This is a genomic window from Salipiger sp. ABF4_146 (assembly GCF_056161345.1).
Window position 1 is genome coordinate 1 of sequence record NZ_JBSWYX010000010.1, and the last position, 13,150, is coordinate 13,150.

Sequence of the window (13,150 nt, forward strand, 5' to 3'; positions counted from 1 at the left end):
CAATGCGTTCAGCTGACCGGTACTAATGGCCCGATAGGCTTGATCCGATCCAGGAACAGCAAGGCTGTTCCAATCAGAACAAAGCATACAAACCCCAAATACTTGACTTGGTCTCTGTCGCTCCCAACCTCCCGGGGGTGTCGGCCCGCAACCTGCGTCGCAGGTCGCGTCCGCCGACCCATCGAGCAGGGCGCGACGTTGTGGGTTTTTCTCGGTTTGGTGGTCATAGCGCAAGCAAAACACCCGGCTCCATTCCGAACCCGGCCGTTAAGTGCTGCCGCGCCGATGGTACTGCGTCTCAAGACGTGGGAGAGTAGGTCACCGCCAAACCTAGTAAAATCCACGCAAACATAACCGTATCTCTCAAAACGATCACACTCGACACTGTCGCGGGATGGAGCAGCCCGGTAGCTCGTCAGGCTCATAACCTGAAGGTCGTAGGTTCAAATCCTACTCCCGCAACCAGTCGAACACCCAAGTAAGACGATCCAAACAGGTAGCCTATGGGCTGCCTTTTTTGCGTTTGACCCTCCAGTCTCTTGCGCGGCTCAAACACCCCAGCGCCCAATGGGCTCCAACATCCAAGCGCATGTGGATCGCCTCGTCGCGCGCGCGTCAGACCGCTTTGCGAGCGTCCGGCGGTAGAGCGCGGCGCGGCCTGTCTATGGCGGCGTCTGGTGCAGCTTATGCGCGAATCACCTGCAACATTCGAGCATCGGCGCGGCGAGGCGGGCCTGTTGTATGGCGTTGTCGTTCGCGGCTGCGACCGCGCCGAAAACCCCGCAGAATCGGCGTCAGGGAATTGCCGCGGTACGGTGAAATCGGCAATTTGATGCGGTGAACGCTCTGTTTTGCGCAGCTTTCGTACGAAGGGTTTCGCAACGTGACGTCATCACTCATTGGTGCATTGCGAGCGGGGGCGGCGTGGTTATTTTGCCGCAATTCGCATGCCCCGAAGCTTTGGGGCGCGAGGCTTCCGGCGCCTATGCCGCGCCGGGAACCGCTGGTTTCATCGTCACAGGGAGAGGACATTGACCCGCATTTCGCGACTGACTTTGACGGCGCTTCTGTCGAGCACCATGCTCGCCGGCGCCATGACCGCCGCCACCGCAGCGACGCACCCCGAAACGGGAGAGGAACTGGCCGCTGACCAGACCTTCACCTACCGCCTGCTCGACGATGTGAGCTCGCTCGACCCGCAGATCGTCGAGGACGTGGATGGCTCGGACGTGGTGCGCGACCTTTTCGAAGGCCTGATGAATCAGGACGAGGAGGGCAACCTCGTACCCGGCGTCGCCACTGGCTACGACGTCAGCGACGACAAGCTGACCTACACCTTCCATCTGCGCGACACCGCCAAATGGTCGAACGGCGATCCGGTGACCGCGGGCGATTTCGTTTACGCGTGGCAGCGCGCGGTGAACCCCGAAACCGCATCGCCCTACCAGTGGTACATGGAACTGATGTCGATCGAGAATGCCTCGGCGGTCATCAAGGGTGAGATGGAGCCCTCGGAACTGGGTGTCCGCGCCGTGGATGAGCATACTTTCGAGGTCACGCTGAGCCAGCCGCTGCCCTACTTCGCGCAGATGACAACGCATGGCACCACCTTCCCGGCGCCGCAGTCGGTCATCGAGGAATTTGGCGGTGAGTGGACCAAGCCCGAGAACATCGTGTCGAACGGCGCCTATGTGTTGACCGAGTACCGCCCGGGCGAGCGCATCGTGCGCGAGCGCAACGCGGAGTACTGGGATAACGAGAACACCCTTCTCGACAAGACCGTCGCGCTGGTGATCAACGACGAGAACGTCGCGCTGACACGCTACCTCGCCGGCGAGCTTGACCGCACCGACGTGCCCGCAGGCCAGTTCCCGCGGCTGAAGGAAGAGCACCCCGAGGAGGCGATCAGCTTCCCGCGTCTGTGCAACTACTACTACACCTTCAACCTCAGCGACTCGGGCCCCGAGGCGTTCAAGGATCCGAAGGTGCGCGAGGCGCTCTCGCTGGCGGTCGACCGCGATATCATCGTCAACAACATCAAGGCCGGGGGCGAGCCGCCCGCTTACAGCTTCACGCCCGAGGCAGTCGCCGGGTTCACCCCGCCGCAGAGCGAGATGGCCTCGATGACCCAGCAGGAGCGCGACGCCAAGGCCAAGGAGCTTCTTGCGGAAGCCGGCTACGGCGAAGACAACCCGCTGAGCTTTGACGTCATCTACAACACCTCCGAGGCGCACGAGAAGATCGCCGTGGTGATGACCCAGATGTGGAAGCAGAAGCTGGGCGTGCAGGCGAACCTTGCCAACATGGAGTGGAAGGTCTTCCTCGACACCCGTGGACAGCAGAACTTCGATCTGGCGCGCGGCGCATGGTGCGGCGACTACAACGAGGCCTCGACCTTCCTCGACCTGATCCAGAGCGAGTCGGGCTACAACGACGGCAAATACGCCAACGAAGAGTACGACGCGCTGCTGGCCGACGCGAAGACCGCCGAGGACACCACGCCGCTTTACACCAAGGCCGAAGAGATCATCGCCACCGACGTGCCGGTGATCCCGATCTATCACTATGCTGGCGTCTATATGATGGACAGCGACGTCGGGAACTGGCCGACCGAGAACGTGGAACAGAACTGGTATTCGAAGAATCTCTATAAGATCGCCGAATAACCACCTGTAACCTGCCGCCCCTGCGCCCGCGGGCCTGCGGGGGCGGCACCCTATCCGGATCCTCCAGAATGCTGAGCTATGTCATTCGCCGCCTGCTGGTCGCGATACCGACGATCCTTTTTCTGGTCGTCGCGTCCTTCCTGATGATGCATGTCGCACCGGGCGGACCCTTCACCTCTGAACGGCCGCTGCCGCCCGAAGTGCTGGCAAACATCAACGCCCAATACGGCCTCGACCAGCCGCTGTGGAAACAGCTCTGGGATTACTTCTACAACATCGTCGTGCATTTCGACTTCGGCCCCTCCTTCGTGCAGAAGGACCGCAGCGTGAACGACGTGATCGCGCAGGGCTTTCCGATCTCGCTGACATATGGCGCGCTGGCCTTTCTTGCCGCCTCGTTGGTGGGCATCGGCCTTGGGGTCGCCGCCGCGATCCGCCACAACACGTGGATCGACTATTTCGCCGTGTCGCTGGGCATCGCCGCGCAGGCGCTGCCGAACTTCATTATGGGCCCGATCCTCATCCTGACCTTCACCCTCTGGCTCGGCCTGCTGCCGGGCGGCGGCTGGAACGGCGGGCAGTGGGAATACCTGATCATGCCGGTGATCGCGCTCTCCACCTCCTATATGGGGTCGATCGCGCGGATCACGCGCTCGTCCATGCTGGAAGTGCTGAACTCCAACTTCATCCGCACCGCCCGTGCCAAGGGCCTGTCGAACAAGGCCATCGTCTGGCGTCACGCGCTGAAGCCGACGCTGCTGCCGGTGATCTCCTACCTTGGCCCGGTGTTCGTCTACGTACTCACCGGCTCGGTCTTCGTCGACCTCTACTTCTCGACCGGCGGCCTTGGCCAATCCTACGTCAGCTCTGCGCTGACCCGCGACTACGCGGTGCTGCTGGGGGTGACCATCCTATACGGCGCGCTGACCGTCGTGGTGAACCTTCTGACCGACCTCGCCTATGCGTGGTTCGATCCCAAGATCCGTTACTGAGGAGGCTGACCCCGTGTTCGGAAAATCCGAAAAGGCGGCGGAACTGGCCGCCGACATCACCGACTTCAACGCCGTGCGTGGCCGCTCGCTGTTCCGCGACGCCATGGGCCGCTTCGTCCGCAACAAGGCCGCTATGGCCAGCGTGATCATTCTGGCGCTGATCGTCGCCTTCGTCATCATCGGACCGTTCTTCGCGGTCTGGGACAACGAAGAGATCGACTGGGCCCGCATGGGCGACATCCTTGCCCAAGGCGCGCCGTCGATCGAGACCGGCCACTTCTTCGGCCTCGACGAGCTGGGCCGTGACCTCTACTCGCGCACCATCCAAGCGACGCAGACCTCGCTGCTGGTGGGCCTGATCGGGGCCGCGATGGCACTGCTCGTGGGCACCGCATGGGGCGTGATCGCCGGCTTCTACGGCGGCCGTCTCGACAGCGCGATGATGCGCATCGTCGACGTGCTGCTGGCGATCCCGCTGACGCTGATCCTGATCCTCATCCTCGTGGTGGCGGGCCGGAACTTCATCACGCTGTTCATCGCGCTTGGCGCGGTGTCGTGGCTGACCATGGCGCGCATCGTGCGCGGCCAGACGCTGACCCTGAAGACCCGCGAGTTCATCGAGGCCGCGCGCGCAGGCGGCGTCAGCGAAAGCGCGATCATCTTCCGGCACATCCTGCCCAACCTCATCGGCGTGGTCATCGTCTATGCCTCGCTGCTGGTGCCCGAGATGATCCTTGCCGAAAGCTTCATCTCGTTCCTCGGCCTTGGCATTTCCGAGCCGATGACCTCGCTCGGTCGCCTGATCGCCGAAGGCGCGGGGACCATGGGCTATGGCACGCTGTGGCAGCTTCTGTTCCCGCTGTTCTTCTATGTCACCATCATCATCACGATGTTCTTCATCGGCGATGGCTTGCGTGACGCTCTGGACCCGAAGGATCGCTGACATGACCATTCTTTCCGTGAAAGACCTCAAGGTCGGTTTCGAAACGCAGGACGGGCCCGTTCAGGCGGTGAAGGGCGTGTCGTTCGACATCCGCGAAGGCGAATGCCTTGGCATCGTCGGCGAGTCCGGTTCGGGCAAGTCGCAAAGCTTCATGGCTGCGATGGGCCTGCTGCCGCCCAATGGCACCGCCACGGGCTCGGTGACGCTGCAGGGCTCGGAGATCCTCAACCTGCCGGTCACCAAGCTCAACAAGGTGCGCGGCGACAAGGTCGGGATGATCTTTCAGGATCCGCTCACCGCGCTGACCCCGCATCTCAAGGTGGGCGAGCAGATGGCCGAGGTGCTGAAAGTGCATCGCGGCATGTCGGGCCGCGAAGCGGAAAAGCATTGTCTCGACTGGCTCGAGCGCGTGCGTATCCCCGAGGCGAAGCGCCGTATGAAGCAGTACCCGCACGAGCTGTCGGGCGGCATGCGCCAGCGCGTTATGATCGCGCAGGCCATGCTCTGCGAGCCCAAGCTGCTGATCGCCGACGAGCCGACCACGGCGCTGGACGTGACGGTGCAGGCCGAGGTGCTCGACCTCATGGACCAACTCAAGCGCGACCTTGGGACAGCGATTGCGCTCATCACCCACGACATGGGCGTGGTGGCGCGCATGTGCGACCGCATCAAGGTCATGCGCCTTGGTGAGTTCGTCGAGGAGGGCGAGGTGAACGAGATCTTCTCGCAGCCGCGGCACGACTACACCCGCCGTCTGCTCGACTCGATGCCGCGCATCGACAAGGGCGACGCAGGTGGCCGTGTCGAGGGCAAGGAGATCCTGCGCGTCGATGACATGAAGGTGCATTTCCCGATCAAGGTCGAGGGCGGGCTCTTCGGCAAGACCGTGCCTCTGAAGGCCGTCAACGGCGTCAGCTTCGGCCTGCGCGCCGGCGAAACGCTGGGTATCGTCGGCGAGTCCGGCTGCGGCAAGTCTACGCTGGCGCGCGCCGTGCTGCGGCTGGTCGAACCCACCGATGGCACCGTCAGCTGGTTGGGTAAACCGCTGAACGCCATGGACAAGCAGGCGCTGAAGAAGGAACGCAAGGACCTTCAGATCGTCTTTCAGGATCCGCTCGCCAGCCTCGATCCTCGGATGACCATCGCCGACTCGATCGCCGAACCGCTGAAAACCTACCGCCCTGAACTGACCAAGAGCGAGCGGCGGGAAGAGGTGCTGCGGATGATGACCCGCGTTGGGCTGGAGCCGGAGAAATACAACCGCTACCCGCACGAGCTCTCGGGCGGCCAGAACCAGCGCGTGGGCATCGCCCGGGCGATGATCAACCGGCCCAAGCTGATCATCTGCGACGAGGCGGTTTCGGCGCTCGACGTGTCGATCCAGGCGCAGATCGTGAAGCTGCTGAAGGAGCTGCAGGCCGAGTTCGGCATGTCGATGCTGTTCATCTCGCACGATTTGTCGGTGGTGCGCGAAATATCGAACCGGATCATGGTGCTTTACCTTGGCCGTATCGTGGAGATGGGCGACGCCGAGACGATCTGCTCGAAGCCTGCGCATCCCTACACCCGCTCGCTGATCTCGGCGGTGCCGATCCCCGATCCGGTGGCCGAGCGCGCGCGCACCCGTATCCGCCTGCCCGGCGAGTTGCCCTCGCCTCTCGACGCCAAGGCAGCGCTGCGCTTCCTGCCCTCGCGGCTGGCGGCGGGTGATGTGGGCTACGTGCCGCAACTCGACCAGATCGCGCCCGGCCACTTTGTTGCCGAGCACGACGATCTGGAGCGGATCATGAACGCGGGCGCGGCCTGAAAGAGCCGGTATCGGAACTGACTGGGGCGGGCCTGCGGGCTCGCCCTTTTTTGTTGCGCTGATATGCCCGGAATCAAGGCGAAGCCGCCGGGCAAGCGCCTGCCCGTCCCGGCGGGCTGGCGCTTTTGGATCATTGATCGACGTTCGGGATTAGTACGGATTTGGCAGGCATAAAGCGACGACCTTACGGGTTGCGGCGCCATCCCACGGGCAGCCGCTCGCCCGGCTCGCGTTGATCGTAGATTTATTAGACAGATTGGTCTAGTAATGCGGCATGACCAACACCGACTCGTTCCCTCATCCTTCCGAAAAACCTCGCCGCGGGCGCCCGCGCGGCGCTCCGGATGCCTCTGAGGCCCGGAGGAAACTGATCCGCGCCGGGCTCGAGCACTTGACGGAGAAAGGCTATTCGTCGGTCGGGGTGGACGAGATACTCAAGGCCGCTGGCGTGCCGAAGGGCAGCTTCTATCACCACTTCAAGGGCAAGGCGGACTTCGGTCTCACGCTCATCGCCGCCTACAACGCCTATTTTATCGACCTGCTCGACCGCGCTTTCCACAACGAGGCGCGCCCGCCGCTGGCCCGGCTACGCGATTTCACCGAAGAGGCCGAGGCCGGCATGGCACGACACGGATTTCGCCGCGGCTGCCTCGTCGGCAATCTTGGGCAGGAGATGGGCGCGCTGCCCGACGCGTTCCGCACAGAGCTGACCGAGGTGCTCGAGGGCTGGCAGGCGCGGACCACCGCTTTGCTGCGGCAGGCGCAGGAGGCCGGAACCCTCGCAGCGCATCATGACCCCGAGGCACTGGCCGCCTTCTTCTGGATCGGCTGGGAGGGCGCGGTGCTGCGGACCAAGCTCGAACTGCAGCCCCAGCCGCTGCGCGGGTTTGCAGACACCTACTTCCAACTTCTGGAACGCTGAGAGGAGAGACACGATGTTCAAAGCCATCCTGATCGAGAAGCCCGAGGAGACGCAGAGCGTCTCGATCACCGAACTGTCCGAAGACCAACTGCCCGAGGGCGATGTGCTGGTCGACGTGGCCTACTCGACGCTGAACTACAAAGACGCTTTGGCGTTGACCGGGGCCGCGCCGGTGGTGCGGCGCTTCCCGCTGGTGCCGGGCATCGATTTCTCGGGCATCGTGGCCGAAAGCGGCCACCCCGATTTCAAACCCGGTGACCGGGTGGTCCTGAACGGCTGGGGCGTGGGCGAGACACATTCGGGTGGCCTTGCCGGTCGGGCGCGGGTGAAGGGCGATTGGCTGGTGCCTCTGCCCGAGGGGATCAGCCTGAAACAGGCCATGGCGATCGGTACGGCGGGCTATACGGCGATGCTCTGCGTGTTGGCGCTGGAGCGGCATGGGGTCACCCCGGAGGCGGGAGAAATCGTGGTGAGCGGCGCGGCTGGTGGTGTCGGCAGCGTTGCCGTCGCGTTGCTGGCGGCGCGCGGCTTTGACGTGGCGGCGGTGACCGGCCGCGAGGCCGAGGCGGCCTACCTGCGCGAGCTTGGTGCCAGTAGCGTGCTCGACCGAGCAGAACTGACCGGCAAGGTTCGGCCTCTGGGCAAGGAACGCTGGGCCGGGGGCATCGACGTGGCGGGCAGCACGGTGCTCGCCAATATGCTCTCGATGATGAAATACCGCGGCGTGGTCGCGGCCTGCGGGCTTGCGGCGGGCATGGACCTGCCCGCCAGCGTCGCGCCCTTCATTCTGCGCGGCGTCACGCTTGCCGGGGTCGACAGCGTGATGTGCCCGAAGCCGGACCGCCTGCGGGCATGGCAGCGTCTGGCGAGCGATCTCGATATGACGAAACTCGAGAAGATCACCGTGGAACTGCCCTTCGACGAGGTGCCGCAAGCCGCTCCGAAATTCCTCGAAGGTGCGGTGCGCGGCCGAACCGTTGTGCCGGTGACGCCCGAGCTTGAGTGAGCGGCGCTCGAACGCACCCGGCGATATCTTGTCGGGTGCCCCCTTCGGGGCAACATCCAGAAACACAAAAGGCGCCCCTTGGGGCGCCTTTGCGTAAATGGTCGGAGTGAGAGGATTCGAACCTCCGGCCCCTGCCTCCCGAAGACAGTGCTCTACCAGGCTGAGCTACACTCCGACCGTGGAGCGCGGAGTACCCTAGCCTCCGGTCTTTGGCAAGGGCCGATTCACACCCTTTTCACGTCTTTTCATCGCGCGCAGCAACGGGCCGATGCGCAGCGAGGTGCCGAACTCGATGCGGTTGCGGGTGCGCAGCACCGGGCGATTCTCCGACGCGCTCGAGCGACCTTCGCGCAGCACGATGTAGACGCCACTGCCGATGATCAGCACGGCCCCCATCAGCGTGTAGGAATCGGGGTATTCCGAAAAGAAGATCGCGCCGTAGAGTGTGGCCCACAAAAGCTGCGAATATTGCATCGGCGCGACGATCACCGCCTCGCCCGTGCGATACGAGGCGATCAGCAGCGCCGAGCCGGTGAAGGCGAGCACGGCCATCAGGCCAAAGCCACCGACGTGTTCGATCGGCATCGGGCGATAGACAAAGGGCAGGGCGCAGCCCATCACCACGAAGTTGGTCATCATCGGGTAGAGCAGCAGCACCACCGAGCGTTCCTCGTGGCCGATCTTGCGCACGATGATCGCCGAGAGGCTGCCGAAGATCGCCGCCATCAGCGCCGCAAGGTGGCCCAGCGTCAGCTCGGTGCTGCCCGGGCGCAGCACCACGATCACCCCGGCAAGGCCGACCAGCACCGCCATCCAGCGGCGCAGGCGCACGTGCTCGCCGAGGATGGGAATCGCCAGCACGGTGATCAGCAGCGGCTGCGCAAAGATGATGGCGTAGGTCTGAGCCAGCGGCAGCACCGAGAAGGCGTAGAAGGCGCAAACCCCGGTGATCACCGTCGAGACGGTCCGCAGGCCGGTCCACCAAGGGTGCAGCGGCCGCAGGTTGCCGGGCGTGGTGTCGCGGATCAGCATGAGGCTGACCAGCGGAAAACTCAGCAGAACCGAGAAAAAGACAATCTGGAAGGGGCTGTAGGCCGCGCCCAGAACCTTCACGATGACGTCGTGTGTCGAGTAGATGCCGAAGGTGAGGAGCGCCAGCAGCGCGCCTTTCGCGTTCGATCCCATAGGTGCCGTTCCGTTGCTTCGTTGTTGCGCTCAAGGCTTAGCCTTGGGGCGGGGGAATTCAACGCGGCAGGGGCCAGAACGTGAAAACGGGGCAGCCTGTGGCCGCCCCGCCCAATGTTTCACCGGTCAACGGGCTCAGAGGCTTTCGTCGAGCGCCTCAAGGATGGCGGTGCCCATCTCGGAGGTCGAGATCGGCTGCTTGCCGTCTTCGCCGAGCAGGTCCGCGGTGCGGTAGCCCTTGGCCAGAACCGCCTCGATCGCCTGCTCAAGCCGGGTCGCCTCGTCGCCCTTGTCGAAGCTGTAGCGCAGCGCCATGGCGAAGCTGAGGATACAGGCGATGGGGTTGGCCTTGCCTTGGCCGGCAATGTCAGGCGCAGAGCCGTGCACCGGCTCGTAAAGCGCCTTGGGGCGGCCATTGGCCATCGGGGCCCCCAGCGAGGCAGACGGCAGCATGCCGAGCGAGCCGGTGAGCATCGCCGCGGCATCCGACAGCAGGTCGCCGAAGAGGTTGTCGGTGACGATCACGTCGAACTGCTTGGGCCAGCGGCAGAGCTGCATGGCGCCGGCGTCGGCATACATGTGCGACAGCTCGACCTCGGGGTAGTCCTTGGCCACCTCGGTGACGACTTCGCGCCACAGGATGCCCGATTCCATCACGTTGGCCTTTTCCATCGAGCACAGCTTCTTGTCACGGCGCATGGCCAGTTCAAAGGCGCTGCGGGCAACCCGGTCAATCTCCGACTCGGTGTAGCGCTGGGTGTTGATGCCCACGCGCTCGTTGCCTTCTTCGATGATGCCGCGCGGCTCGCCGAAGTAGATGCCGGAGGTCAGCTCGCGCACGATGACGATGTCGAGGCCCGCCACCACGTCCTTCTTCAGCGACGAAAAATCAGCCAGCGCGTCGAAACACTGCGCCGGGCGCAGGTTGGCGTAGAGGTCCATCTCTTTGCGCAGGCGCAGCAGGCCGCGCTCGGGCTTCACCGAGAAGTCCAGAACGTCGTATTTCGGGCCACCCACGGCGCCGAGCAGCACGGCGTCGGCCTCTTGTGCCTTGGCCATGGTCTCGTCGGTCAGCGGCGTGCCATGCGCGTCATAGGCGCTACCGCCCACAAGGTCTTCGCTGACATCGAATTTCAGGTCACGCTTGTCGCCGAACCAGTCGATGACGCGGCGAACCTCTGCCATGACCTCGGGGCCGATGCCGTCGCCCGGCAGGATGAGAAGCGAAGGGGTGCTCATGGAAAGTCTCTCCTCGGAATGTTGCGCAATCGCCTAGCCGAGGGGGGAGGAATGGTCAAGAAAACAAGGGTCAGGGCAACTTCATTAACCACCCTTTGAGGCGCTCAGGGTGACCGTGACCAGCCGGTGCCTTTGGCCCTCGAGGGCGGGATGAACTCGCGCGCGCGCGATGGGCAGGTCGGCAGAGGGCAGGATATAGCTCACCCGCATCGGTCCGGTGCTTGGCCAAGCCACCGTTGCCTCGTTCGGCAGCGGGTCTTGAAGTCGCGGGTTGGCAAGCAGTGCGCGCATTTCGCCGTGCAATCCATCGCCCCGCTCTGGATCAAGATTTGCGTTTCCGATCAAGACGAAAGGCGTCGCCAGCCGCGCTCCAAGCGCGCCTTCGAGATAGCGGTCCCAGAGGGCGAGTTCATCGCCGTTGCGCCGCCCGTTGCGGTCCTCGGGTCCATCGAACACCGGCGGTGTCGCGGCAAAGCACAGCAGCCTCAGCGACAGATCAGGCGTATCGAGCCGCAGCACCCAATGTGCCGTCGATGAGAGGCGCTGCGTCTCGAGGGCGGGATCCGCAGCTCGCATTCGTGTGCCGGGCAGGTCGCGCCACAGCAGGGAGGTGAAATCGCGCTCCAGCGTGAGCGGGTGGCGCGACAGCAGGGCCATGCCATGCTGCCCGGAGAACTCGCCATAGCCCTGCGCGTCGCGCGGTCCGCCGAGACGCCCGTCGCCATCCAGATCGGTGCCACTGTCCATGCCCGAATTGGGCCGCTGGGCAAAGCGGTAAGGATAGGCGGCGCCACGTGCGGCCAGCCGCTCGGCCAGAGCATCGAGCGCCGCCAGCCCGAGGTCGAAATCCATGTCGGTGAGCAGCAGCAGGTCTGGCTGTGCGGTTGCGATCTGGTCCAGCAGCGTAGGAAGCGGCGCGCGTTCCGCCAGCAGATCGCGCAGCAACAGGCCCGGCCCCTTCCGGCTAAGATCGGCGTGCCATGTGGCAAGGGTGATCTCTGGCGGGGCGGCGGTCGCGGGACCTGAGCAAAGGGCTATCCAGACGGTCACGAGCATGGCGGCGCCACTCAGGTGCCGCAACAGGCGGCTCAGACGGTCTGCACCTTGGTCTCCGCTTCGGCGTAGGCGCGGCGGCGCTTCTCTTCGATCAGGGCGGCGATACGCATCAGCGCAACCCCCCGCATCACAAGGCTTGCCGGCAAAAAGGCCCATGCGCTCATCGTCCAGATCAGGGTCTGCGGTTCGGTCAGCGACACGAGGTTGATGGTCTGCGCCGCCAGCTTCATGATCGCCGGGATCAGGAATGGCAGAAGAAACCCTAAGGCGATGTTAACGTTGCCATCGCGATTGAGGCGATACAGCACGTCCTTGCCGATGGTGGGGTCGAACAGCGGCAGGTTGATCCAGAAGTTGAAAGCGCCGTTACGCACCGGCCAGCTCAGCAGGCGCACGATCAGTACAAAGGCCAGCATGCTCAGCAGCGATATGAAATAGGCGAGACCGGCATGGGTGCGGAGGCGCGCGACGTCCTGCGCCGTCATATCGTCAGTAGCCAGCAGCACCATCAGCCGTACCGGCGAAAAGGGAAAGTCGAGCCAGTGGCCCAGCGTGCCGCCGAAGGCCGTCAGCGCGTCCGAGACCTGCGTCGGAAAGCTCTCGCCACGGCAGATCAGCGTCAGCATCAGCACGGTGGCGAAAAGCGCCAGAAAGCGCAGTCGATTGAATGGCGGGGCGTCGCGAAACTCGAGGATCGAAGGGTAGTCGCCCACATATTCCACGAAGGTCAGCAGCGCGGCGACCAGAGCCAGAAGTGCGGTGATCTGCGCCGCATCCGCCGCGTAGCCGGGCAGCAGCACGGCGGGCATTGCAATCAGCAAGGCCACTGCGACGGCACGGATGCCGGCTTTGACAAAACGAGTGATCACGGCCTCTGCCCTTTCGGTCGTGTGGCCCCCGACGCTTTGCTGCGCCTGTGTCGCCCTCTGACCCCGCCGCGCCGGCGGATTGCCTCAATATTGCCCAAATTTTGCCTTCTTCCTGAACGCGCGGCAAGCTCGCCCTGAGGGGACGGCGGAAATCTGGCGGTTTCATGGAGGAAAAGGTGCGGAATTGCATCAATTCCCTCGTTTCCCGGGAGTCTGTGGACCTAGAACCACATATTTGCCCGGTTCTGTGATCGTTCCCGATCTCGATGAAATCGCTGGACGTACAACTCTAGAAAGCTACAGAAACCTGAGGATCACCTTTGGATTGTGGGTCGCGCCTTCGCGCTTTTACCGAATTTTCATGAAATAGCCAACGAATTTGACCTGACGCAACGTCGACAGCAGGATTTCAGGGTCTGACTTCGCGCAGAAATGCGCAGAGTCAAATGCGGCAACGCGCCAGGA

At 63.8% G+C, this 13,150-nt stretch carries 10 protein-coding genes, 2 tRNA genes and 1 rRNA gene; 8 read left to right on the top strand and 5 right to left on the bottom strand.

Annotated elements, in window-relative coordinates; all coding sequences use genetic code 11:
- The first annotated feature begins 215 nt into the window (after positions 1-215).
- From rrf to acuI, 8 genes are all read left to right on the top strand, one after another.
- Positions 216-330 (top strand): 5S ribosomal RNA (gene rrf / locus ACXAJT_RS15050).
- A gap of 58 nt (positions 331-388) precedes the next feature.
- Positions 389-465: transfer RNA gene (locus ACXAJT_RS15055), tRNA-Met, on the top strand.
- Positions 466-1,079: 614 nt separating this feature from the next.
- Positions 1,080-2,666 carry a peptide ABC transporter substrate-binding protein gene (locus tag ACXAJT_RS15060; protein WP_475236941.1) on the top strand — a complete coding sequence of 529 codons (1,587 nt, stop codon included), beginning with the start codon at positions 1,080-1,082 and terminating at the stop codon, positions 2,664-2,666.
- A gap of 68 nt (positions 2,667-2,734) precedes the next feature.
- Positions 2,735-3,658: an oligopeptide ABC transporter permease OppB gene (gene oppB / locus ACXAJT_RS15065; RefSeq protein ID WP_475236513.1), complete on the top strand. Its 924-nt coding sequence runs from the start codon at positions 2,735-2,737 to the stop codon at positions 3,656-3,658.
- A gap of 13 nt (positions 3,659-3,671) precedes the next feature.
- Positions 3,672-4,601 carry an ABC transporter permease subunit gene (locus ACXAJT_RS15070; protein ID WP_475236514.1) on the top strand — a complete coding sequence of 310 codons (930 nt, stop codon included), beginning with the start codon at positions 3,672-3,674 and terminating at the stop codon, positions 4,599-4,601.
- Between the two features lies 1 nt (position 4,602).
- The gene (locus ACXAJT_RS15075) at positions 4,603-6,408 is read left to right on the top strand and encodes an ABC transporter ATP-binding protein (RefSeq protein ID WP_475236516.1); all 1,806 of its coding nucleotides are present in this window, start codon (positions 4,603-4,605) and stop codon (positions 6,406-6,408) included.
- Positions 6,409-6,682: 274 nt separating this feature from the next.
- A complete protein-coding gene (gene acuR / locus ACXAJT_RS15080) occupies positions 6,683-7,330 on the top strand; it encodes an acrylate utilization transcriptional regulator AcuR (RefSeq protein ID WP_475236517.1) in 648 nt (215 codons plus the stop codon).
- A 13-nt stretch (positions 7,331-7,343) separates the two neighbouring features.
- Complete coding sequence (gene acuI, locus ACXAJT_RS15085; RefSeq protein ID WP_475236519.1) at positions 7,344-8,336, top strand: acrylyl-CoA reductase (NADPH); 993 nt, start codon at positions 7,344-7,346, stop codon at positions 8,334-8,336.
- A 98-nt stretch (positions 8,337-8,434) separates the two neighbouring features.
- On the opposite strand, the gene ACXAJT_RS15090 is transcribed toward acuI, so the two are convergent.
- The 5 genes from ACXAJT_RS15090 to ACXAJT_RS15110 all read right to left on the bottom strand — a co-directional run bounded on the left by ACXAJT_RS15090 (position 8,435) and on the right by ACXAJT_RS15110 (position 12,685).
- Positions 8,435-8,511: transfer RNA gene (locus ACXAJT_RS15090), tRNA-Pro, on the bottom strand.
- A 20-nt stretch (positions 8,512-8,531) separates the two neighbouring features.
- Positions 8,532-9,521, bottom strand: coding sequence for a DMT family transporter (locus ACXAJT_RS15095; RefSeq protein WP_475236520.1), 990 nt, complete (start codon positions 9,519-9,521; stop codon positions 8,532-8,534).
- Positions 9,522-9,656: 135 nt separating this feature from the next.
- The gene (leuB, locus tag ACXAJT_RS15100) at positions 9,657-10,760 is read right to left on the bottom strand and encodes a 3-isopropylmalate dehydrogenase (protein WP_475236521.1); all 1,104 of its coding nucleotides are present in this window, start codon (positions 10,758-10,760) and stop codon (positions 9,657-9,659) included.
- Positions 10,761-10,844: 84 nt separating this feature from the next.
- The gene (locus ACXAJT_RS15105; RefSeq protein WP_475236523.1) at positions 10,845-11,816 is read right to left on the bottom strand and encodes an endonuclease/exonuclease/phosphatase family protein; all 972 of its coding nucleotides are present in this window, start codon (positions 11,814-11,816) and stop codon (positions 10,845-10,847) included.
- A gap of 32 nt (positions 11,817-11,848) precedes the next feature.
- Positions 11,849-12,685, bottom strand: a complete 837-nt coding sequence (locus ACXAJT_RS15110; RefSeq protein WP_475236526.1) for a hypothetical protein — start codon at positions 12,683-12,685, stop codon at positions 11,849-11,851.
- Positions 12,686-13,150 lie beyond the last annotated feature (465 nt).

What these genes read in the sequence shown, in the direction of transcription:
- ACXAJT_RS15060 (WP_475236941.1), top strand. Translation starts at nt 1,080, where the DNA reads ATGCTCGCCGGCGCCATGACCGCCGCCACCGCAGCGACGCACCCCGAA.
- oppB (WP_475236513.1), top strand. Translation starts at nt 2,735, where the DNA reads ATGCTGAGCTATGTCATTCGCCGCCTGCTGGTCGCGATACCGACGATC.
- ACXAJT_RS15075 (WP_475236516.1), top strand. Translation starts at nt 4,603, where the DNA reads ATGACCATTCTTTCCGTGAAAGACCTCAAGGTCGGTTTCGAAACGCAG.
- acuR (WP_475236517.1), top strand. Translation starts at nt 6,683, where the DNA reads ATGACCAACACCGACTCGTTCCCTCATCCTTCCGAAAAACCTCGCCGC.
- acuI (WP_475236519.1), top strand. Translation starts at nt 7,344, where the DNA reads ATGTTCAAAGCCATCCTGATCGAGAAGCCCGAGGAGACGCAGAGCGTC.
- ACXAJT_RS15095 (WP_475236520.1), bottom strand. Translation starts at nt 9,521, where the DNA reads ATGGGATCGAACGCGAAAGGCGCGCTGCTGGCGCTCCTCACCTTCGGC.
- leuB (WP_475236521.1), bottom strand. Translation starts at nt 10,760, where the DNA reads ATGAGCACCCCTTCGCTTCTCATCCTGCCGGGCGACGGCATCGGCCCC.
- ACXAJT_RS15105 (WP_475236523.1), bottom strand. Translation starts at nt 11,816, where the DNA reads ATGCTCGTGACCGTCTGGATAGCCCTTTGCTCAGGTCCCGCGACCGCC.